The organism is Streptomyces tailanensis (assembly GCF_008386495.1).
GTDB classification, from domain to species: domain Bacteria; phylum Actinomycetota; class Actinomycetes; order Streptomycetales; family Streptomycetaceae; genus Streptomyces; species Streptomyces tailanensis.
This window is the reverse complement of the sequence record NZ_VTHJ01000013.1, coordinates 17913-38125: the sequence shown is the minus strand read 5'-3', so window position 1 is coordinate 38125 and position 20213 is coordinate 17913. Positions and strand designations below refer to the sequence as shown.

Below are 20213 nucleotides of genomic sequence, written 5' to 3'. Positions count from 1 at the left end.
CCGCACAAGGCTTTCTCGGGCAGCGGTCGACGACGGTTGCCCGAATGCGACCGGCCACCCATATGCATCTGGTATGCGCCGAACGGGTGGCGTTCAACCCCTACTCCTCGGTCGGAAGCGCGACTTCCGCAGCTGCTTCCGGTCCTTGTTCGAGCAGAACGGCGAAGCCGTCCTCGTTCAGAACCGGTACCTTGAGTTGCATCGCCTTGTCGAACTTCGAGCCCGGATTCTCACCGACCACGACGAATGAGGTCTTCTTCGAAACCGACCCGGTCACCTTCGCGCCCCGGCTCTGCAGCGCCTCCTTGGCTCCGTCGCGCGTGTGGTGTTCGAGCGTGCCGGTCACGACGACTGTCAACCCTTCGAGCGGCCGGGGACCCTGGTCCTCGCCGGAGCCCTCTTCCTCCATACGGACCCCGGCGGCCCGCCACTTGCGGAGGATCTCCTGATGCCAGTCCACCGCGAACCACTCCTTGAGCGAGGCCGCGATGATCGGCCCGACGCCGTCGGTGGTCGCCAACTCCTCCTGGGTCGCCTGCTCGATCCGCTCGATCGAACGGAACTCGCGCGCGAGCGCCTCGGCGGCCACCGGTCCCACGTGCCGGATCGACAGGCCGGTCAGGATGCGCGCGAGCGGCCGCTCCTTGGCCGCCTCGATGTTCTCCAGCATCGCGACCGCGTTCTTCCTCGGCGCGCCCTCCTGGTTGGCGAAGACCGTGGCGACCTTCTCCTCGCCGGTCTTCGGGTCGCGCTTGGGCAGTCCGCTGTCCTGGTCGCGGACGTACGCCTTGATGGGCAGCAACTGCTCGATGGTGAGGTCGAACAGGTCGCCCTCGTCGAGGAGCGGCGGGTCGGACGGCTCCAGCGGCTTGGTGAGCGCGGCGGCGGCGACGTAGCCGAAGTGCTCGATGTCCAGGCACTTGCGGCCCGCGAGATAGAAGAGCCGTTCGCGCAACTGGGCCGGGCAGCTGCGGGAGTTGGGGCAGCGCACGTCGATGTCGCCCTCCTTGGCCGGCGCGAGTGGCGTACCGCACTCCGGGCACTCGGCGGGCATCACGAACTCGCGCTCGCTGCCGTCGCGCAGGTCGACCACGGGTCCGAGGATCTCCGGGATGACGTCACCGGCCTTGCGCAGCACCACCGTGTCGCCGATGAGGACGCCCTTGGCCTTGACCACGTCCTGGTTGTGCAGGGTGGCGAACTCGACCTCCGAGCCCGCGACCGTCACGGGCTCGACCTGGGCGTACGGCGTCACCCGGCCCGTACGTCCCACACCCACACGGATGTTGACGAGCTTGGTGTTGACCTCCTCCGGCGCGTACTTGTACGCGATGGCCCAGCGCGGGGCGCGTGAGGTGGAGCCGAGGCGGCCCTGGAGGGGGATCTCGTCGAGCTTGACGACCGCGCCGTCGATCTCGTGCTCCACGGAGTGGCGGTTCTCTCCGAAGTGGGTGATGAACTCCCGTACGCCGTCGAGGTCGTCGACCACCCTGTTGTGCCGGGCTGTGGGCAGGCCCCAGGCTTTGAGCAGGTCGTAGCCCTGGGAGAGGCGGGTGAGACCGTCCTTGAAGCCCTCCAGGGCGCCGATGCCGTGCACCACCATGTGGAGCGGGCGGGTGGCGGTGACGCGCGGGTCCTTCTGGCGCAGTGAACCGGCCGCCGCGTTGCGCGGGTTGGCGAAGGGCTTGTCGCCGGCCGCGAGCAGTCGCTCGTTGAGCTCGGCGAACTTGTCCATCGGGAAGTAGACCTCGCCGCGGATCTCCACGAGGTCGGGGACCTTGTCGCCCTTGAGTCGGTCCGGGATCTCGGCGATCGTCCGGACGTTCGGCGTGATGTCCTCGCCGGTGCGGCCGTCGCCACGGGTCGCGGCGCGGGTGAGGCGGCCGTGCTCGTAGGTGAGGTTGACGGCGAGGCCGTCGACCTTGAGCTCGCACAGCAGGTGGTAGTCGGGCGTGCCGACGTCCTTGGCGACGCGGTCGGCCCAGGCCGCCAACTCCTCGTCCGTGAAGGCGTTGTCGAGGGAGAGCATGCGCTGGCGGTGCTGGACGGCGGTGAACTCCGTCTCGTACGCCCCCGCGACCTTCTGGGTCGGCGAGTCGGGCGTGCGCAGCTCCGGATACTCCTCCTCCAGCTCTTCGAGCGTACGCAGGAGGCGGTCGAACTCCGCATCGTCGATGACGGGGGCGTCCTTCACGTAGTACCGGAAGCGGTGCTCCTCGACCTGCTCAGCGAGCCGCGCGTGCTTCTCGCGTGCCTCGGCGGGCACCGAGGTCTCGGCGGGTACCGATGTGGGCTGTGCGTCCTTGTCGCCGGCCACCGTGTTGTCCTCCCGTTACTCTGGGTTGTCCGCGAGAGATCTCGCCGCCTTGACGCAGTGGGCGAGCGCCTGCCGCGCGTACGCCGGGGAGACCCCCACGAGTCCGCACGACGGAGTGACCGTCACCGCGTCCGCGAGAAGTCCCGGATGCAGCCCCAGCCTGCGCCACAGCGTCCTGACACCCATGACGCTACCGGCAGGGTCTGACAACGGGCCCTCCGCGGTCGGCACGACACCGGCCAACAGCTTCGTGCCTCCCTCCACGGCTTCCCCGATCGCGTCGTCGTCACGCTCGGTGAGCAGCGAGAAGTCGAAGGAGATCGCGGCGGCACCGGCTCGGCGGAGCAGCGCGAAGGGGACGTCGGGGGCGCAGGAGTGGACGACGACCGCCCCTTCCGGGCTGTGGACTCCGATGATGTCCCGAAGCGTGGCCTCGATGACCTGGCGGTCCACGGCGCGGTGCGTGCGGTAGCCGCTGGCGGTCTTGACCTGCCCGCGCAGTACGGCGATGAGGGAGGGCTCGTCGAGCTGAAGCACGACGGTGGCGCCGGGCACGCGCCGCCGTACCTCGGCGAGGTGCAGCCGCAGTCCTTCCGCCAGCGAGCCGGCGAGGTCCCGGCAGGCGCCGGGGTCGGAGAGGGCCACCTCACCGTTCTTCAGCTCCAGCGCGGCGGCGAGCGTCCACGGTCCGACGGCCTGCACCTTGAGCGGGCCCTCGTACCCCTGCGTGAACTCCTCCAGCGCGTCCAGATCCTCGCCCAGCCACGACCTCGCCCGCTTGGTGTCCCGGCCCGGCCGGTCCCCGATCCGCCAGCCACTGGGCTCCACGCGCGCGTACAGCTCGACGAGCATGCCGGCTGTTCTGCCGATCATGTCGGCGCCGGGGCCCCTGGCGGGCAGCTCGGGCAGATACGGCATCCCGCCGTCCGGCCACTCGAACGTCCCCGTGACGGTCTTGGCGGCCTCCCTGGCATCGCCGCCGGGCATGGAGCCGATGCCAGTGGCCGGGCCGAAACTGAAGTTCTCGTTCACGTGCCGAAGCCTACGTAGGTCTTGGGAGCCTGGGCGCCTCAGAGCTCGGGGGTGCGGTTTGTGGGGCGGGTGCGGGTGAGTGGGGGTTGTTCGCGCAGTTCCCCGCGCCCCCTAAAAGCATGGGGTGCGGCCTTGTCTTTCAGGGGGGGGCGGGGATCTGCGCGATCAGCCACGAACCACCCGCACCCGCCGAACAAACCGCACCCCCCGAGCTCTCCCGCAGGGGGGTTGAAGGGGCGCAGCCCCTGTGGGGATGGGAATGGGTAGGGGCGGCGGGGGCGAAAGAAGTCGCCGTTACCGACCCGGCCGCACCGTAAGGTCGTTGACCTCCGCGTCCCTCGGCAGATCCAGCGCCATCAGGATCGTCGTGGCGACGGACTCCGGATCGATCCACCGGGACGGGTCGTACTCCTTCCCCTCCTGCTGATGGACCTTCGCCTGCATGGGGCTGGCCGTGCGGCCGGGATAGACGGTCGTGACACGGACCCCGTTGCCGTGTTCCTCCCAGCGGAGCGAATCCGCGAGAGCCTTCAGCCCATGCTTGGAGGCGGCGTAGGCGGACCAGCCGGCGTGGGCGTTGAGACCGGCGCCGGAGTTGACGAAGACCACGTGGCCACGGGCGGCACGGAGTTGGGGCAGGAAGTGCCGGGTCAGCTCGGCGGGCGCGATGAGGTTGACGTTGAGCTGGTGGCGCCAGGACTTGGGCGTCAGCTCACCGACCGGCCCGAGGTCGACCACACCCGCGATGTGCAGCAACGAGTCCACCCGGTCGGGCAGGGTCTGGTGGGAGAAGGCCCAGGACAGCTTGTCGGGGTCGGCGAGGTCGCCGACCAGGGTCTTCGCCCCGGGGAACTCGGCCGCCAGCTCCTTCGCCCGGCCCGCGTCGCGCACGTGGAGTACGAGCTCGTCCCCACGCGCGTGCAGACGACGGGCGACGGCCGCGCCGATGCCTGACCCGGCCCCGGTGATCACATGAGTAGCCATGCCCGCCATGCTCGCATCAGTGGTGACCGCGTCACGCCACTCCCCGGCTCTCCTCCAGATACGCCATCGCCCCCACCGGCTCCTCCGCGAAGAACACCAGGTCGGAGAGCGGGCGCGGCAGGAATCCCTCGTCCTCCATGCGCCGGAACTGCTCCTTCAGACCGTCGTAGAAGCCCGCCGTGTTGAGGAGTACCACCGGCTTGTCGGTGTGACCATGCTTCTTCAGCTCCAGGATCTCGGTCGCCTCGTCGAGCGTGCCGGTACCACCGACCATGATCACGACCGCGTCGGCCTTCTCCAGGAGCAGCTTCTTGCGCTCGGCGAGGTCCCGCGCGATCACCATCTCGTCGGTGCCGGGCCGCGCCTTGGCCGCGAGGAACGCGACCGACACGCCCAGCAGTCTGCCGCCCGCCTCCTGCACCCCGTCGGCGACCACCTTCATCAGCCCGACGTCCGAGCCGCCCCACACGAGCGTGTGCCCGCCCTTGCCGATCAGCTTGGCGAACTCCCGCGCGGGGCGCGTGTAACGGTCGTCGAGGTCGGCGGCGGAGAGGAAGACGCAGATATTCATGCGCCCACGTTAAGGGGCGGCACTGACATCGGGGCCCGGTCGCCCATCCGCCTCCTTCAACACGCTCACCCGGATCTTCGACTGCCGGTGCGGCAACTCCTCCCAGTCGTCCATGAAGCGCGCCGACAAACCGTACTTCCGAGCGAGCTCGACCAGGGTCTCGGTCCTGTAATAGAAGTCCTCGTGCAGCACCTGGTGTTCCTTGCCCTCGGTGCGGCCGAACGTGAAGTCGAAAAAGCCGCCGGGGGCGAGGACGCGGCCGACATGGGCGAAGCACTGCTCTATGACGTGCGCCGGCGAGTGCGAGAACACGCTGTGCGCGTGGACGACGTCGAAGTACCCCTCGGGCAGGAATTCGAAGGAGAGGTCGGCGACGAGCGCCAGGTAGGGCACTTTGGATTGCAGACCCTCTCGTACGAGGGTGCGCTGGGCCTCCAGGAGGATGGCCGGCGAGATGTCGATCCCGTAGTAGTGCCCGGCGTCCAGGTGGTCGATGAACAGCCGCCCGGCGCGCAGGTTCCCGCAGCCGATCTCCAGCATCCGGTGCCGGGGCTCCAGACCGTGCCGTACGAGGTAGTCGAACTGCATCCGCCCGATGCGCTCCCACTTCTCGACGGAGGGGTTGTGCCCGACGGCGGCTTCGGGGCTGCGGGCGGTGTCGGCGGCCATGACAGCGCGGTAGTACGAGATGTGGTCCCGGTGCTTCAGCCGCAGCCAGGCGTCCCGCGCCACCCGCCGCGCGTGCGCCGGAACGCGCTCCGGGTAGCGCACGGCGTAACGGACCCGGTGGGCGATACTCCGACGGTTCTTGGACGATCCTCCGGATGGGTTTCCGGCCGGGTTCCCCGACGGGCTCCCAGCCGGATCTGCGGCTGCCATGACGACCTCCTGCCACCTGCGACCTCAAGGGAAGAACTCACCAGCAGCCTGCGCTGTACTCGACGAGACGGCTACCCGAGGAGGGGCGATCGTGACCAATGGACATCGCATCACCATCGAACAGAGCACCGAACATGTCCGCGTGATCCACGACGACGAGGTGCTCGCGGAGAGCAGCCGCCCCCTGATCCTGCGCGAGACGGGCTGTCCCGCGCGGTACTACATCCCCGAAGGGGATGTCCGTATGGACCTGCTGACACTCTCCGAGAACCACACCTACTGCCCATTCAAGGGCACCGCGTCCTACTGGTCCCTCCCGGACGCCCCCGACCTCGTCTGGGCATACCCCGACCCGAAGGCCGAGGTCGCCGAGATCAAGGGGCATCTGTGCTTCTACGACACCGAAGTCGTCGGCGACTGACACTCACGCGACAACCGATCACCACTTGACGTTGAACTTTAACTCTGCCAGTCTTGAAAGTGTTAAAGTTCGACGTGGAGGTGCGGTATGCCGAAGTCCATGCGGACCATCGAGATCGACGACGAGGTGTTCGCCTGTCTGCAGCGTCTCAGCGAACCCCTTGTCGACACCCCCAACGACGTCCTGCGGCGCGTACTCCTGAAGAACGGTGCGGGTCACTCCTCTACCGGCCAAGCGTCCGGAACCCGGCGCACCGGAAGTCTGCTGCCCCTCATCGAGGCCGGCCTGGTGGCGGCCGGGGACAAGGTCAGACATCACCAGAGCCGACTCAAGCGCACCCACGAGGCCACCATCACGGCGGACGGGTGGCTCGAACTCCCGGACGGGCAGGCGTTTCCCCAGCCCTCCCCCGCACTCAGGGCGCAGACCGGGAACGAGATCAACGGCTGGGGCCAGTACACCCACGTACCCAGCGGTCGCCGCCTGCAGGAACTGCGGGAGGAGGCCGCCGGGGAGTAGAGAACTGCAGACGGCCATGAAAACTTTGCCTCAAAGTTTTCATGGCCGTCTGCAGTTTGGCACCGTGTTTCACGCCCCCCGGCGCGCGACTTCTCCCGCGCGCCGAAGGTATCGAGGAGGACATCCTCAACGTTCACGGTCCGGCCGGCTGGCATCACGAGCCTGCCGGCCATGGACGGCCAACGGCAGCAGCACTCCGTGCACGCGCCAGGTCAACGGCCTCACTTCTCAGCGTCCACCAGGGCCGCGACGAGGACTTCGAAGGCACTCACGTTCCGTGGGGACTTGATACCCAACCGCTGCGCGGCGATCTTCGCGGTCAGCCGGGGGTTCTGTTGTTCTGGCCTTCCCTCCAACACCCCGGCCGCCCTGAGCAGTTCCTTCTGCGACACGCCCAGGGCTGTCGCCAAGGACTGGAGCAGACGGACCGGTACCTCGTACTCCCCCGCGAGGATCTTGGCTATGTCGGCCCCGGCATCTCCGCCGTTTCGGCGAGTTTGGCCTTGCCGTCTCCTGATGAGGAGTTGATGGCATACCCGGCCTTGGTGGCCGCATTGGTCACATAGCGAGCGAAGTCCTTCCCAGGACCGTTCTTCTTCGCCACCCCTGCTCCTTCCCGTCACCGAAAGCGCAGGATGCCACCCTGTGCACGGTTCCGGTAGGGCGCATCTCCGTCAGGCGGCGAGAGCGGACGCCGGGCCGCCGTCGGGCGGCGGGTCCGGGAGGGCGAGTTCGAACCAGAGGGTCTTGCCGCCCGGCCCGTTCGGGTACTCCCCGAGGGCTTCCCCGCCCCACCGGTCGGCGAGCGCGTCGCGGACGCCGCCGACCGCGACAACGTGACGCTGCTCGTGATTCCCTTCCGCGCGGGGGCCTTCTACGGAGCAGGGCAGTCAATCCTGTACGCCGAGGGGCCGGTTCCCCAATTGGACACGGTTCACTTGGATGCCCCGCTGGGTGCGCAGTTCGTGGATGCCCCGACTCCGCTGGCGAACTATCGTTCGCTGCTGGACCGGATGGAACAGGCGGCATTGCCTCCTGACGAGTCGCGGAAGTTCATCCGGTCCATAGCACGCGAGCTATGAGAGGACCGGACGAGTGGCAGAGGACCAGTGGCAACGTTCGTCGTTCTCCCCTGACGGGGGCAACAACTGCGTCGAGGTCGCCGCGACGCCAGACGGTGTGGCCCTCCGGGAAAGCGACACCCCGGTCGAGATCCTGACGATCGGCCGGGGAACGTTGCTCGGGCTCATACGTGGCGTGAAGGCGGGCGCTCCGTCGGCTCGTGCGACCAGCAGTCGGTGATTGGCAGATTCGTCCCAGGCCCGGGGCATGCGACCAGGTCCTTCCGCGCCGGGAGCGGGACGGATCTGCCAATCTCAGGCGAGCGAAACCGTTGCCCGCCGTGTCGACGCGATCGTCGCCGAGCCCACCACGCGGGTGTCGTCGTAGAGGACGATCGCCTGGCCGGGGGCGACGCCGCGGACCGGCTCCCCGAACGAGACCCGCAGCTCCCCATCCACCAGCTCCGCCGTGACCGCGGTTTCGCCGCCGTGGGCCCGGAGCTGGGCCGTGTAGGTGCCGGGGCCGGTGGGGGCCGCGCCGCACCAGCGGGGGTTGATCGCGGTCAGGGCGTCGACGTCCAGGGCGGCGGCGGGGCCGACCGTGACCGTGTTGTTCACCGGGGAGATGTCGAGGACGTAGCGCGGCTTGCCGTCGGGGGCGGGGGTGCCGATGCGGAGGCCCTTGCGCTGGCCGATGGTGTAGCCGTACGCGCCCTCGTGGGTGCCCAGGACGTTGCCGGACTCGTCGACGATGTCGCCCTCCGCCCTGCCGAGGCGGCCTGCCAGGAAGCCCTGGGTGTCGCCGTCGGCGATGAAGCAGATGTCGTGCGAGTCGGGCTTCTTGGCGACCGCGAGGCCCCTGCGCTCGGCCTCGGCGCGGATCTCGTCCTTCGTCGTGACCGTGTCGCCGAGCGGGAACATGGCGTGGGCGAGCTGCTTCTCATCGAGCACGCCGAGGACGTACGACTGGTCCTTGGCCATGTCGGAGGCGCGGTGCAGCTCGCGCGTGCCGTCCGGGTTCACGATCACCTGGGCGTAGTGGCCCGTGCAGACGGCGTCGAAGCCCAGGGCGAGGGCCTTGTCGAGCAGGGCCGCGAACTTGATCTTCTCGTTGCAGCGCAGGCACGGGTTGGGGGTGCGTCCGGCCTCGTACTCGGCGATGAAGTCCTCGACGACGTCCTCGCGGAAGCGGTCGGCGAGGTCCCACACGTAGAAGGGGATGCCGATGACGTCCGCGGCGCGGCGGGCGTCGCGGGAGTCCTCGATGGTGCAGCAGCCACGCGCGCCCGTGCGGAACGACTGCGGGTTCGCCGACAGCGCCAGGTGGACGCCCGTCACGTCGTGCCCGGCTTCCGCCGCGCGGGCTGCGGCCACGGCGGAGTCGACCCCGCCGGACATGGCGGCGAGGACACGGAGGGGGCGGGGGCGCTGCGAGATCTCAGTCATAACCCTTCCAGGGTACGGGGCTCCGGGAACCGGAGCCCGCGCATATCCGTTGACGATCTCGTGGGCACCAGAAGGGCATCCGGGGACAGCGCTTCCCAGGGCAGGGGCAAGGACGGGGACCGACGCGTCGGGCGGCGGGCCCTGCTGATCGGTACGGCCGTGGCCGCCGTCGGCACGGCCGTCGTGGCCCGGGGCGAGCTGCAGCGGGCGTGGTGGCGGGTTCCCGGCGTCGAGAAGCCGCGCAAGGACGGCGAGGTCGACTACACGGGGGCCCGGTGGGTGGCCGCGTCGGACGCGAACTGGCGGATGGCCGACCGGCCGGACGACTACGGCGTGGACATGGTGATCATCCATGTCACCCAGGGCAGCTTCGACAGCGCCGTGCAGGTCTTCCAGGACCCCGAGCACGGGGCGGCCGCGCACTACATCGTCCGTAAGGACGGGCACGTCACCCAGATGATCCGCGAGCTGGACGTGGCGTACCACGCCGGCAACCGCGACTACAACGAGCGGAGCGTGGGCATCGAGCACGAGGGCTTCGTCGACCGTCCGGAGGACTTCACCGACGAGATGTACGAGGCCTCGGCCCGCCTCACGGCCCGAATATGCGTGCGGTACGAGATTCCCCTCGACCGGGAGCACATCATCGGCCACGTCGAAGTGCCGGGCACGGACCACACCGACCCCGGTGAGGGCTGGGACTGGGACCGGTACATGAAGCTGGTGCGCGCCGCGGCGGCCGCCGGGACGTCGGCGACCACCTGATCCACCGATCGGCCGATCCGCCGATCCGCCGATTTCGTCTGCTGACATTCGGCCGACAAGAACATCCAATACATCAACTCTCTTGGCTGCAAGGTGAGTTCGGCACATGCTGTGATCGTCATCGCCATGTGCACCTCAACTCCAGCCAGGAGGAAGCTCCGTGCCATCCCCCCAGCGCGGAAGACTCGCCGTCGCCGCGGTCGCCGCCGCGCTCTTCGGCCAGCTGCTCACCGGCACCTCGACCGCCGCCACCCCCGCCACCTCCGCCCCACTGCAAGGATCCATCGCCTGGGAGCCCTGTGACTCGCCCTACGGCGAGGGCGACTTCGAGTGCGCCACCCTCGCGGTCCCCGTGGACTGGGCGCGGCCGGACGGCGAGACGATCGACCTGGCGCTGTCCCGGCACCGGGCCACCGACCCCGACCGGCGGATCGGTTCGCTGCTGCTCAACCCGGGCGGACCGGGCATGTCCGGGGTGGATCTCGCGCTCAGCTCGCCGTTCTCCTTCTCCCCCGAGCTGGTGGAACGCTTCGACTTCGTCGGCTTCGACCCGCGCGGCACCAACCGCAGCGCCCCGACGTACTGCGACGGCAACCTGACCGCCCCCCGGCGCGCCTCCAACGCCCCGGCGGACGACGCTGGGCTCGACGCCCTGCGCGCAGCCAACCGCGCCTTCGCCGAAAGCTGCCGCGAGCTGTCCGGACCGCTGGCCGAGCACATGGACTCCGCGAGCGTCGCCCGCGACATGGACGCGATACGCGCCGGGCTGGGCGAGCGGCAGATCAGCTACTGGGGCGGCTCCTACGGCACCCTGATCGGCCAGATGTACGCCGAACTGTTCCCCCGCCGCATCCGCGCGATGGCGCTGGACTCCAACATGGACCACAGCCTGGGCGTGTGGGGCATCCAGAAGACCCGGACCGAGACCCTGGAGGGCGCGTTCGGCGAGTTCGCCGACTGGTGCGCCCGTACGTCCACCTGCGCGCTGCACGGCCGCGACGTACGCGCCCTCTACGCCTCCCTGTACGTGGCGGCCGAGGAGGGTCGGCTGACGTACTACGGCCGCCCCATGGCCCTCTCGACGTTCCAGGGCATCGCCTTCTCGCACATGTACGACCCGGACACCGACTGGCCCGAGTTCACCCAGCTCCTCACCAACATGGGCACGACCGCCGAGACCACCGGCGCCACCAACACCGCCTCGGCCGTGGCGAGCACCGCCCCCAACCCCGTGAAGTTCGCGTACGACCTCGTCCTGTGCCAGGACTACGACCTCGACGTGCCCTCGTACGCGGCGATCGCGCGCATGGAGGCGGAGCTGGCCCGGATCGCCCCGCTCACCCGGCAGGCCTCGCTTGGCCGGTCGTACATGACCAGTTGCCAGAGCTGGACCGACGAGGTCGCCAACCCCCAGCACCGGCTCAGGGTGCGCACGGCGGCGCCGATCCTGGTGACGAACAGCCGCTACGACGTGGCGACCCCGCACTCCTGGGGCGCGAACGCGGCGCGCCAGATCGGGCGGGAGGCGACGCTGCTGACGTACGACGGTGTCGGGCACATCACCTACTGGCGGAGCCCCTGCATGCGCGAGGCGACCGACGCGTACCTGACCACGCTGGCGACGCCGGCGAAGGGCACGCACTGCCCCGCGATCTGGCCGGGCGACGGTCAGGCGCGGCAGCAGTTGGAGGACGACGGTCTCGTCGATCCGCTGTCGGGACTGTCCGGACAGTCGGGCCACAGGGGTGCGCAGGTGCCGGGACAGGACCGGCACAGCCCGCGGAAAATGTGATACACGTCACGGAAGCTGGGCTTCAACTCCTAGTCGTATCAAGGGAGTTGAAAACCGGACAGGCGCACGGCGGCCTCACAGCCCGCTCGGCTTCCTCCTGACTTCGCCCCAGTCCTTACACAGTCCTCAGGTCAAACATCCCGGCCCATGACCAACAACACGGAGCCCACCGCCGGGGCGAACGGACACCGCAAGGCCGCACGCGGGGGCAAGGGCAAGGGCCTGCATCGACGCAAGTTCCTCGGCGGGATGGCCGGGGCCGGGCTGGCGGCGGTCGCGGTGGCCGGTACGACCTTCTCGTTGCTGACCGACGCGAAGGGCAACAAGGCCGGCGCCGCGACCAACACCGCAACCCTGAACATCCCGGACCTCCTGGAGGGCACCACCTCCGACGGCACCATCACGTTCACCGCTCACCGCCCAGACCGGCACCCACGAGGTGCTCAGCGGTGTCACCAGCGACACCGCGGGCTACAACGGGTCGTTCCTCGGCCCCACCATGAAGTGGACGACCGGTTCCACGGTCCTGCTGAACATCACCAACGACCTCGACGCCGACACCAGCGTCCACTTCCACGGCGCCCACATCCCCGCCGACATGGACGGCGGCCCGCAGAACGCCTTCGCCGCCGGGGAGAGCTGGTCCCCCACCTTCGAGATCCTCGACGAGGCCAAGACCCTCTGGTACCACCCGCACGCGCTCGGCACCACGGCCGAGCAGGTCGTACACGGACTGGCCGGTCTGATCATCGTGGAGGACGACTCGGACGCATCCGCCGCGCTGCCCAGCGAGTACGGCGTCGACGACATCCCGCTCGTCCTGCAGTGCCTGGCCACCGACTCCGCGGGCGACATCAAGTACGACCTGACCGGCTATCTGCAGAACACGCTCAGCTTTCCGGTGCTGTGCAACGGCACCAACGTCGACGACACCACGCTCACGTTCACCGCCACCAAGACCCGCACCCGGTTCCGGGTTCTCAACGCCTCGCCGTCCGACATCATCACCGTCCAGCGCGGTGACGGCGGCACGCTGACCCAGATCGCCACCGAGCAGGGCTATCTCACCTCGGCCACCGAGGTGGAGAGCATCCGGCTGGTCGCGGGCGGGCGCGCCGAGTTCGTCATGGACCTCAGCGACGCGGTCACCCTGCAGGCCGTCATCACGACCGGCTGGGTCCGTGGCGGCAGCGGTACGTACGACTTCCTCACCGTCACCCCGGACGCCTCCGACTCCCCCGACGACCTGCCGTCCTCGCTCAACACGATCGAGCGCTACGACACGTCGAGCTTCACCGCGCGGGAGATCACCCTCGACCAGGACGGGCTGGAGATGGCGATCAACGGGGCGGTCGGCACGACCATGGACTCGATGGCGACGATCATGACGGCCCTCGGTTCCAAGGAGGTCTGGACGATCACCAACACCACGATGCTGGAGCACTCGTTCCATCTGCACGACGTGCCGTTCCAGCTGATCGAGATCAACGGCGCGGAGCCGGCCGGGGTCGATCTCGGCTGGTTCGACACCTACGAGGTCGTCGGTGGTGGTTCCATCAAGATCGCCATGGAGTTCACCGACTTCGCCGACGACACGTACATGTACATGCTCCACTGCCACCTCCTCCAGCACGAGGACGAGGGCATGATGGCCGGGCTCATGGTGATGGAGAGCTAGCCGGGCCAGGGGGTACAAAGACGACGGCGGGGTCGCGCATCCGCGGACTCGGTGACCGCGGCCCCGTCGTCAACTCCCGTTCCGGATACGCGTCTCAGGTCAGGACGTCTCAGGTCAGACCCGCGCTGCGGGCCCGCTCCACCACCGGGCCGATCGCCTTCGCGACCGCCTCGATGTCGGCTTCCGTGGAGGTGTGGCCGAGAGAGAAGCGGAGGGTGCCGCGGGCGAGGTCCGGGGCGGTGCCGGTGGCGAGGAGGACGTGGCTGGGCTGGGCGATGCCGGCGGTGCAGGCGGAGCCCGTGGAGCACTCGATGCCCTGGGCGTCGAGGAGGAGGAGCAGGGAGTCGCCCTCGCAGCCGGGGAAGGTGAAGTGCGCGTTGGCCGGGAGGCGGCCCTCCGGGGACGGGTCCCCGCCCAGGATCGCGTCCGGTACGGCCGTACGGACCGCGGTGACCAGGTCGTCGCGCAGGGCGCCGATCTCCCGTGCGAACCACTCGCGCTGCTCGGCGGCGAGCCTGCCCGCGACCGCGAAGGAGGCGACGGCCGGGACGTCGAGCGTGCCGGAGCGGACATGGCGCTCCTGGCCACCGCCGTGCAGTACGGGTACGGGGCTGTACTCGCGGCCCAGCAGCAGCGCGCCGATGCCGTACGGGCCGCCGATCTTGTGACCGGAGACGGTCATGGCGGCGAGGCCGGAGGCGTCGAAGTCGACCGAAACCTGACCGAAGGCCTGCACCGCGTCGGCGTGCAGCGGGACGCCGAACTCCCCTGCCACGTCCGCGAGTTCGCGGACGGGCATGATCGTGCCGATCTCGTTGTTGGCCCACATCACGGTGGCCAGGGCGACGTCGTCGGGGTTGCGGGCTATGGCCTCGCGCAGGGCGTCGGGGTGGACGCGGCCGTACGTGTCGACTGGGAGGTACTCGATCGTGGCGCCCTCGTGTTCGCCGAGCCAGTGGACGGCGTCCAGGACCGCGTGGTGTTCGACGGGGCTCGCGAGGACCCGGGTGCGGGCCGGGTCGGCGTCGCGGCGGGACCAGTACAGGCCCTTCACGGCGAGGTTGTCGGCCTCGGTGCCGCCGGAGGTGAAGACGACCTCGCTGGGGCGGGCGCCGAGCGCTTCTGCGAGGGTTTCACGGGCCTCCTCGACAGTTCGCCTCGCGCGGCGGCCGGAGGCGTGGAGGGAGGAGGCGTTGCCGGTGACGCTCAGGTGGGCGGTCAGGGCCTCTGCCGCCTCGGGGAGCATCGGGGTGGTCGCCGCGTGGTCGAGGTAAGCCATGGTAGGCCCGATTCTACGGGCCGACTGTCCTTGGCCTGGGGCCCGGCTGTCGTGGGGGTCTCCTGGACTGGCGCCCGGCGGTTGTTTTGCGCCTTGCCGGGGTGTACTTGGGCTCTTGTGCGAGGTGCCCGGCGCTGTCGGCCGTGCCCACCCTCCCCCACTCTCGGCTTCGCTCGAGCGGGCGGTGCCCCCTAGCCCTGCGGAACGATTGCCCACAGCGGTAACAGCGGTGCGGCGGCCCACAGCGGTAGCGGTGCGGCTGCCCACAGGGGAACAGTTTCTCTTCGCCCCTCAGAAGCTCCAGGACACCGTGTTCGTTGTCTGCATCAGTACGGCCAGGATCACGAGATCCGCGACGCCCAGGCCCATGCCCAGGAAGGCTCGGCCTCGCCTGGTCGCGCCGCGCCTGAGGGCGACGGTGGCCAGGGTGATGGCGATGGGGCCGAGGAAGAGGTTGAGGACGAGGAGGCCCAGGAGGCCGAGGATGAAGGAGGCGACGGCCATGCCGTCGGCGTCCCGGCCTCGGGGGCGGGGGGTGGTGGCGGTGTGCGGGGCGGCGGTGAGTCGCATGGTTCGGTCTGCTCCCAACGGGCTTTCGCGGGCGGTCAGTCGGTGGTGCGGGTGTGGCGCTCGCGGTAGGCGAAGACGGCCAGCCAGGTGGCGATGGCTGCCGCGGCGACGAGGGAGACGTGGAGCGGAACGTGGGCCACGGTGCCCAGGACGACACCCAGCAGCAGAAGTGCGGCGACGAGGAACAGCATCGCGAGAAGGCCTCTCGTTACGGTTGGGTGAACGATTGTAGTTACAGTTGTTCACTGACTGCCAAGTCTAGCGGTCCCCCCACTTTGCAGATACAGAGAACAGTTGTTAACTGCATGGCATGAGTCACACGCTCGGTGTCCGGCAGGCCCAGAAACAGAAGACCCGGCAGGCGCTCATGGACGCCGCGCTCGGCCTGCTGGAGGAGCAGAGCCTCAGCAGCCTGGGTCTTCGCGAGGTCACCCGGGCCGTCGGCGTCGCCCCGACCGCGTTCTACCGGCACTTCCGCTCGACCGCGGACCTCGGTGTCGCGCTGGTCGAGGAGGTGCTGGGCAGTCTGCACCCGGTGATACGGGATCTGATGTCGGCGGTCGGCGACAGCGACGAACTCATCGAGCGTGCCGTCGAACTGATCGCCCGCCACGTGGACGCGTACCCGGCTCACGTCCGCTTTATCGCCCGCGAGCGGCACGGCGGCGTCCAGCCGGTGCGGAAGGCCATCCGGGAGCAACTGGTCCGGTTCGCCGAGGAAGTGAGCAGCGAACTGGCCAAGCACCCCGAGGCCGAGGGGTGGAACGAGGACGACCTGCTGATGCTCGCCGGTCTCTACGTCGACCAGATGCTCATGACGGCCTCCCTCTTCCTGGAGGCACTGGACGAACCCGAGGAGGAACGGACCCGGGTGACCCGGCTCGCCACCCGCCGCCTGCGCCTGATCAGCATCGGCCGCCTCAACTGGCTGGACTGACGGACCGCCTCGCCTCACATGCGTGGAGGGCGCGCCCGGTGACCGGGCGCGCCCTCCACATACGTACAGCAGGGTCAGCTCTCCTCGGATGCGGAGGAAGAGCCCGTAGCCGCCGCGCTCGGCGCACCGCTCGGGGCCTGTCCGCCCTGGCCGCCGGGGCCACCGCAGCCGCCACCGCCGCCGGGGCCGCCCTGACCGCCCTGACCACCACCGGGTGCGCCGCTCGGCGCGCCGGACGGGGCACCGGAGGGCGCGCCCGACGGAGCCGCGCCGCCCGCCGACGGGGCACCCGAGGGAGCACCGGACGGGGCGCCGGACGGTGCCTGGCAGGTCTGCTGACTGGAATCGCCGTTGTTCGAGTTCGAGGTGGACGACGAGGAGTCGCCCGAGCCGCACGCCACCAGGAAGAGGGGTGCGACCGCGAGGAGGGCCACGGCGGGGACGAGACGTGCACGCTTCATGAGAAACAACTCCAAGAATGATGAGGGAGTTCAAGCTCGGGAATCGAACCAACGCTCCTTGGGCCTCTCTTGGGTTCGCGCTGTGCGGCTTCTGTGCGAACGGCAAAGCGATCACCAAAACCCCCTCCTGAACTGGACTTTCACACCTCCCCCGCAACCGGCCGCTGGTACAGGTCCGTGACAGAAGCGGCCGCGGCGGCCAGTTCGGCCCGTGCTTCGGGCGGTGCGAGCACCTCCAGCCGGTCGGCGAAGACGAGCAGTTGGCGCACCTCGCCCAGGCGGCCGTACGCCAGTCGCGCGGTCACCCACTCGCTCTCGCCGTCGTCCTCGGGCGGCGCTGCCAGCCAGGACGCCTGGAGCCGCAGGAACATGTCCAGAAAGGGCCGCCGCACGCGTACGGTGACGTCGACGCCGCCCGGCCGCTCCTCGACCTGACGCCGCAACTCCTCCCAGGCGTCGGCGAGTTCGACACCGGTGCGGCGCCTGACGGGGTCGTCCAGGACGGTCGCGGACCGTACCCGGTCGGCGCGGAAGAGCCGCGGCTTCGCCCGCCGGTCGGCGACGAGATACCAGACGCCCGCCTTGGACACGAGCCCGTACGGGTCGACGGTGTACGTGCGCGGCTCCGTGTCCCCGCTGTGCCGGTAGCGCAGCCGCAGTCGCCGGTCGGTGAACACCGCGTCCTGGAGGGTGCCGAAATCAACGGGGTCCACGGGTTGCTGCGGGCCGCGCTTCCAGCGGGCGGCGTCGACGAGGATCCGGCGGCCGGTGGTCTCGGCGGCGGGCCGGTGCGGTGCGGGCAGCGCGGCCATCACCTTGCGCAGCGCGGAATCCAGCGCCGTATCCAGGCCCAGCGCGGCGTGCGCCCCCTGCGCGGCCAGGACGAACAGGGCCCGCGACTCGTCGGCGGTCAGCCCCGTGACATCCGTACGGAACCCGGCGAGCAGTTCGATCCCCCCGTGCCGCCCCCGCTCGGCGTACACCGGCACACCGGACGCCGACAGCGCCTCGACGTCCCGGTAGATGGTCCGCACCGACACCTCCAGCCGCTCCGCCAGCTCATGGGCCGGGACCCGGCCACGGGTCTGGAGCAGCAGGAGGATCGAGAGCAGTCGGTCGGCCTTCACCGGATCAGGGTCTCAGGGTCCCTCATGCGGGTTGTCCGGGCGGACGCCGGCCACCGGCACCGGGCTCCGCGGGAAGTCTCCGAACAGCACCGACGCGCCACCCCACCCTCACCGAGAGGCCCACCCATGACCGCCGCGGACACCCTGGACACCCCGGACACCGTCGACCCCCGCCCCCTCTACACCCGCGCCACCGCACAGGCCGCCGCGCTCATCGGGACCGTACGGCCGGAGCAGCTGACCGGCCCGACGCCCTGCGCCGAGTACGACGTACGCACCCTGCTCAGCCACATCGTCGGCGGCACGCTGCGCATCGCGGTCGTCGGCGAGGGCGGCGACGGGCTGGCCGTACGGATGTTCGTGGACGGCGTCGGGGACACCGCATGGCCGACCGCGTACGAGAAGGTCAGGACCAGGGTCCTCAAGGCCTGGGCGGGCGACGAGCGCATGACGACCCCCGTACGCGTCCCTTGGGGCAACATCCCCGGGCGGGACGCGCTGTCGGCGTACGTCATGGAGATCGTGGCCCACACCTGGGACCTCTCCGAGGGCCTCGGGCGGCCGATCGCGCTCGACCCGGAACTGGCCAGGTTCTCCCTGGCCGCGGCCCGGGTCGCGCTGCCCGACGGGCCGCGCGAGGGGCGGCCGTTCGAACCGGCGCTGCCGGCCCCCGGAGGGGCCGACGCCTACGGGCGGTTGGCGGCCTGGCTGGGCCGCAGGCCGCTCAGTCCGACAGCCTGACCCGCGCCAGCTGACGGGACTGCGCGACCAGGCGGTCGGCGCTGTCCCAGACCTCCGCGTCCTCCTCCAGGAAGCCGCCGGCGAGGTTGCGGGTGGCGATGGAGACCCGGAGCGGGCCCGGCGCCGGGCGGCAGCGGACGTGGACGGTCAGTTCGACCGTCGGGACCCAGCCGGAGATGCCCAGCTCGAAGGCGGTCGGCGGCAGGGCGTCCACCGCGAGGAGGAGGGAGAAGGGGTCGGCTTCGCGGCCGTCGGCGAGTCCGAACCAGGCCCGCATCTCGCCCTTGCCGGAGGGCGCGCCGAGCGCCCAGCCCAGGGTCGAGGGGTCCAGCTTGAGGAACAGCCGGTCGGCGATCGCGGAGCTGCCGGGGACCGGGGCGGGGGCGTCCTGGGGGCCGAAGCACTGCTCGATCGGCGGGAGCACGGGCGGCTTCGCCGTCGTACGGACGTCGTCCGGGAGGGAGTCCAGGTCGCCGTAGGAGGCGAGGACGCGGATCCGCTCGACCTCGCGGCCCTCCTCGTCGTACTGGAAGAGGGAGGCCTGGCCGGTCGACAGGGTGCGGCCGGTGCGGACGACGTCCGTGCGGACGACCGCGGGGCCCGGCCGGGACGCGGTCAGGTAGTGCGCGGAGACCGTGAACGGGTCGTCGTGCGGGAGCGCGTCGGCGAGGGCGCGGCCGAGGACGGCCAGCAGGTAGCCGCCGTTGACGGCGCTGATGATCGTCCAGCCGGCGGAGAGGTCGATGTCGTAGACGCCGGGTTCCCGCAGGGTGACCGCGGTGTCCCGGTCGAACTCGCTGTCTCCGATGGTGGCCTGTACGGAAGCTGCTTCGGGCATGGGTGAACCGTACAACAGGTAATTACTAAGCGGTAGCTTTATAGCCGTGTACGACCGGCTACTCAGAGCTTCCTCAGCCCTCCTCCACCGCCGCCGACCGCCGGTTCCACGCCCGCGGCGCCCGCCAGTGGTACCGCATCGCCAACAGCCGCAGTACGAAGGCCGTGACGGCGGCGAGCGCGGAGGTGACCGTGGTCAGGGCGTCGTAGCGCAGGCACAACACGACCAGGCCGGCGCCGACCATCGCGGGGACGGCGTACAGGTCGCGGTCCCAGCGCAGCAGCGAGGGCACCTCGTTGGCGAGGATGTCCCGCAGCACACCGCCGCCGACCGCCGTGGCGAGGCCGAGGGTGGCGGAGGCGGTCAGGCCGAGGCCGTGCTCGTACGCCTTCGTCGTGCCCGCGACGCAGAAGAGGCCGAGGCCGGCGGCGTCGAAGACGTTCACGCCGGTCTGGATGCGCTCGACCTCCGGGTGCAGGAAGAAGACGAGCAGGGCGGCCAGCAGCGGGGTCAGGAAGTAGCCGAGATCGGTGAAGGCGGCCGGCGGAACGGCGCCGATGATCAGATCCCGGAACAGCCCGCCACCGAGCGCGGTGACCTCGGCGAGGACGGCGATGCCGAAGACGTCGAAGTTCTTGCGGACGGCCATCAGCGCGCCGGAGATGGCGAAGACGAAGATGCCGACCAGGTCGAGCGCGTGCTGGACGGAAGGGGAGAATATCTGCTGGAGCACCCGAACATTCTCACCTGAAAACACGAGTGCGCCTTGCAATGCAAGGCGCACCCATGCTCTAC

24 protein-coding genes are annotated in these 20213 nt (G+C 69.9%); 9 read left to right on the top strand and 15 right to left on the bottom strand.

Annotated elements, in window-relative coordinates; genetic code table 11:
- Positions 1-100 precede the first annotated feature (100 nt).
- The 5 genes from ligA to F3T56_RS12970 all read right to left on the bottom strand — a co-directional run bounded on the left by ligA (position 101) and on the right by F3T56_RS12970 (position 5783).
- Positions 101-2317 carry an NAD-dependent DNA ligase LigA gene (gene ligA / locus F3T56_RS12990; RefSeq protein ID WP_149825256.1) on the bottom strand — a complete coding sequence of 739 codons (2217 nt, stop codon included), beginning with the start codon at positions 2315-2317 and terminating at the stop codon, positions 101-103.
- A 15-nt stretch (positions 2318-2332) separates the two neighbouring features.
- Entirely contained in the window at positions 2333-3349 is a 1017-nt protein-coding gene (locus F3T56_RS12985) for a methionine synthase (protein ID WP_149825254.1), read from the bottom strand.
- A 294-nt stretch (positions 3350-3643) separates the two neighbouring features.
- Positions 3644-4342 (bottom strand): SDR family oxidoreductase, encoded by a 699-nt coding sequence (locus tag F3T56_RS12980; RefSeq protein WP_149825252.1) that lies wholly within the window; start codon positions 4340-4342, stop codon positions 3644-3646.
- 22 nt (positions 4343-4364) lie between these two features.
- On the bottom strand, positions 4365-4904 hold the full coding sequence (locus F3T56_RS12975) for an LOG family protein (protein WP_149825251.1): 540 nt from the start codon (positions 4902-4904) through the stop codon (positions 4365-4367).
- Between the two features lie 9 nt (positions 4905-4913).
- Positions 4914-5783, bottom strand: a complete 870-nt coding sequence (locus tag F3T56_RS12970; RefSeq protein ID WP_149825250.1) for a class I SAM-dependent methyltransferase — start codon at positions 5781-5783, stop codon at positions 4914-4916.
- A 91-nt stretch (positions 5784-5874) separates the two neighbouring features.
- Here F3T56_RS12970 and F3T56_RS12965 point away from each other — a divergent pair, with 91 nt between their 5' ends.
- Positions 5875-6204 (top strand): DUF427 domain-containing protein, encoded by a 330-nt coding sequence (locus F3T56_RS12965; RefSeq protein ID WP_149825248.1) that lies wholly within the window; start codon positions 5875-5877, stop codon positions 6202-6204.
- A gap of 87 nt (positions 6205-6291) precedes the next feature.
- A complete protein-coding gene (locus tag F3T56_RS12960) occupies positions 6292-6723 on the top strand; it encodes a restriction system modified-DNA reader domain-containing protein (protein WP_149825247.1) in 432 nt (143 codons plus the stop codon).
- A gap of 221 nt (positions 6724-6944) precedes the next feature.
- On the opposite strand, the gene F3T56_RS12955 is transcribed toward F3T56_RS12960, so the two are convergent.
- Complete coding sequence (locus F3T56_RS12955; RefSeq protein WP_149825245.1) at positions 6945-7133, bottom strand: hypothetical protein; 189 nt, start codon at positions 7131-7133, stop codon at positions 6945-6947.
- 50 nt (positions 7134-7183) lie between these two features.
- Positions 7184-7327 (bottom strand): hypothetical protein, encoded by a 144-nt coding sequence (locus F3T56_RS46135; RefSeq protein WP_172638920.1) that lies wholly within the window; start codon positions 7325-7327, stop codon positions 7184-7186.
- A gap of 232 nt (positions 7328-7559) precedes the next feature.
- Between F3T56_RS46135 and F3T56_RS12945 the strand changes: the two genes are divergently transcribed.
- Positions 7560-7805 (top strand): Scr1 family TA system antitoxin-like transcriptional regulator, encoded by a 246-nt coding sequence (locus tag F3T56_RS12945; protein ID WP_216372958.1) that lies wholly within the window; start codon positions 7560-7562, stop codon positions 7803-7805.
- 13 nt (positions 7806-7818) lie between these two features.
- The gene (locus tag F3T56_RS12940) at positions 7819-8025 is read left to right on the top strand and encodes a DUF397 domain-containing protein (protein WP_149825244.1); all 207 of its coding nucleotides are present in this window, start codon (positions 7819-7821) and stop codon (positions 8023-8025) included.
- Between the two features lie 74 nt (positions 8026-8099).
- Here F3T56_RS12940 and mnmA read toward each other — a convergent pair whose 3' ends face one another.
- Positions 8100-9230, bottom strand: a complete 1131-nt coding sequence (gene mnmA / locus F3T56_RS12935; protein WP_149825242.1) for a tRNA 2-thiouridine(34) synthase MnmA — start codon at positions 9228-9230, stop codon at positions 8100-8102.
- A 60-nt stretch (positions 9231-9290) separates the two neighbouring features.
- Between mnmA and F3T56_RS12930 the strand changes: the two genes are divergently transcribed.
- The 3 genes from F3T56_RS12930 (at position 9291) to F3T56_RS12920 (ending at position 13465) form a co-directional block, all read left to right on the top strand.
- The gene (locus F3T56_RS12930) at positions 9291-9995 is read left to right on the top strand and encodes an N-acetylmuramoyl-L-alanine amidase (protein ID WP_149825241.1); all 705 of its coding nucleotides are present in this window, start codon (positions 9291-9293) and stop codon (positions 9993-9995) included.
- 160 nt (positions 9996-10155) lie between these two features.
- Complete coding sequence (locus F3T56_RS12925) at positions 10156-11787, top strand: alpha/beta hydrolase (RefSeq protein ID WP_149825239.1); 1632 nt, start codon at positions 10156-10158, stop codon at positions 11785-11787.
- A 439-nt stretch (positions 11788-12226) separates the two neighbouring features.
- Complete coding sequence (locus F3T56_RS12920; RefSeq protein ID WP_342786921.1) at positions 12227-13465, top strand: multicopper oxidase family protein; 1239 nt, start codon at positions 12227-12229, stop codon at positions 13463-13465.
- A 109-nt stretch (positions 13466-13574) separates the two neighbouring features.
- Here F3T56_RS12920 and F3T56_RS12915 read toward each other — a convergent pair whose 3' ends face one another.
- The 3 genes from F3T56_RS12915 to F3T56_RS46130 form a co-directional block, all read right to left on the bottom strand.
- Complete coding sequence (locus tag F3T56_RS12915) at positions 13575-14744, bottom strand: cysteine desulfurase family protein (protein ID WP_149825238.1); 1170 nt, start codon at positions 14742-14744, stop codon at positions 13575-13577.
- Between the two features lie 291 nt (positions 14745-15035).
- Positions 15036-15314 carry a DUF4190 domain-containing protein gene (locus F3T56_RS12910; protein WP_149825236.1) on the bottom strand — a complete coding sequence of 93 codons (279 nt, stop codon included), beginning with the start codon at positions 15312-15314 and terminating at the stop codon, positions 15036-15038.
- A gap of 35 nt (positions 15315-15349) precedes the next feature.
- Positions 15350-15505, bottom strand: coding sequence for a hypothetical protein (locus tag F3T56_RS46130; protein ID WP_172638919.1), 156 nt, complete (start codon positions 15503-15505; stop codon positions 15350-15352).
- Positions 15506-15624: 119 nt separating this feature from the next.
- On the opposite strand from F3T56_RS46130, the gene F3T56_RS12905 reads away from it, so the two are divergent.
- Positions 15625-16251: a TetR family transcriptional regulator gene (locus F3T56_RS12905; RefSeq protein ID WP_149825235.1), complete on the top strand. Its 627-nt coding sequence runs from the start codon at positions 15625-15627 to the stop codon at positions 16249-16251.
- A gap of 74 nt (positions 16252-16325) precedes the next feature.
- On the opposite strand, the gene F3T56_RS12900 is transcribed toward F3T56_RS12905, so the two are convergent.
- Positions 16326-16712: a hypothetical protein gene (locus tag F3T56_RS12900; protein ID WP_149825233.1), complete on the bottom strand. Its 387-nt coding sequence runs from the start codon at positions 16710-16712 to the stop codon at positions 16326-16328.
- Between the two features lie 140 nt (positions 16713-16852).
- Positions 16853-17839 (bottom strand): helix-turn-helix transcriptional regulator, encoded by a 987-nt coding sequence (locus tag F3T56_RS12895; protein ID WP_149825232.1) that lies wholly within the window; start codon positions 17837-17839, stop codon positions 16853-16855.
- A 126-nt stretch (positions 17840-17965) separates the two neighbouring features.
- On the opposite strand from F3T56_RS12895, the gene F3T56_RS12890 reads away from it, so the two are divergent.
- Positions 17966-18580 (top strand): TIGR03086 family metal-binding protein, encoded by a 615-nt coding sequence (locus F3T56_RS12890; RefSeq protein ID WP_149825230.1) that lies wholly within the window; start codon positions 17966-17968, stop codon positions 18578-18580.
- On the opposite strand, the gene F3T56_RS12885 is transcribed toward F3T56_RS12890, so the two are convergent.
- Together F3T56_RS12885 and F3T56_RS12880 are read right to left on the bottom strand one after the other, a co-directional pair.
- Positions 18564-19418 carry a thioesterase family protein gene (locus F3T56_RS12885; protein ID WP_149825229.1) on the bottom strand — a complete coding sequence of 285 codons (855 nt, stop codon included), beginning with the start codon at positions 19416-19418 and terminating at the stop codon, positions 18564-18566. The genes F3T56_RS12890 and F3T56_RS12885 overlap by 17 nt on opposite strands.
- A 73-nt stretch (positions 19419-19491) precedes the next feature.
- The gene (locus tag F3T56_RS12880) at positions 19492-20151 is read right to left on the bottom strand and encodes a trimeric intracellular cation channel family protein (RefSeq protein ID WP_149825227.1); all 660 of its coding nucleotides are present in this window, start codon (positions 20149-20151) and stop codon (positions 19492-19494) included.
- Positions 20152-20213 lie beyond the last annotated feature (62 nt).

Coding starts and splice junctions, on each gene's coding strand:
- F3T56_RS12980 (WP_149825252.1), bottom strand. CDS start 4,342: ATGGCGGGCATGGCTACTCATGTGATCACCGGGGCCGGGTCAGGCATC.
- F3T56_RS12975 (WP_149825251.1), bottom strand. CDS start 4,904: ATGAATATCTGCGTCTTCCTCTCCGCCGCCGACCTCGACGACCGTTAC.
- F3T56_RS12970 (WP_149825250.1), bottom strand. CDS start 5,783: ATGGCAGCCGCAGATCCGGCTGGGAGCCCGTCGGGGAACCCGGCCGGA.
- F3T56_RS12960 (WP_149825247.1), top strand. CDS start 6,292: ATGCCGAAGTCCATGCGGACCATCGAGATCGACGACGAGGTGTTCGCC.
- mnmA (WP_149825242.1), bottom strand. CDS start 9,230: ATGACTGAGATCTCGCAGCGCCCCCGCCCCCTCCGTGTCCTCGCCGCC.
- F3T56_RS12915 (WP_149825238.1), bottom strand. CDS start 14,744: ATGGCTTACCTCGACCACGCGGCGACCACCCCGATGCTCCCCGAGGCG.
- F3T56_RS12910 (WP_149825236.1), bottom strand. CDS start 15,314: ATGCGACTCACCGCCGCCCCGCACACCGCCACCACCCCCCGCCCCCGA.
- F3T56_RS46130 (WP_172638919.1), bottom strand. CDS start 15,505: ATGCTGTTCCTCGTCGCCGCACTTCTGCTGCTGGGTGTCGTCCTGGGC.
- F3T56_RS12905 (WP_149825235.1), top strand. CDS start 15,625: ATGAGTCACACGCTCGGTGTCCGGCAGGCCCAGAAACAGAAGACCCGG.
- F3T56_RS12900 (WP_149825233.1), bottom strand. CDS start 16,712: ATGAAGCGTGCACGTCTCGTCCCCGCCGTGGCCCTCCTCGCGGTCGCA.
- F3T56_RS12890 (WP_149825230.1), top strand. CDS start 17,966: ATGACCGCCGCGGACACCCTGGACACCCCGGACACCGTCGACCCCCGC.
- F3T56_RS12885 (WP_149825229.1), bottom strand. CDS start 19,418: ATGCCCGAAGCAGCTTCCGTACAGGCCACCATCGGAGACAGCGAGTTC.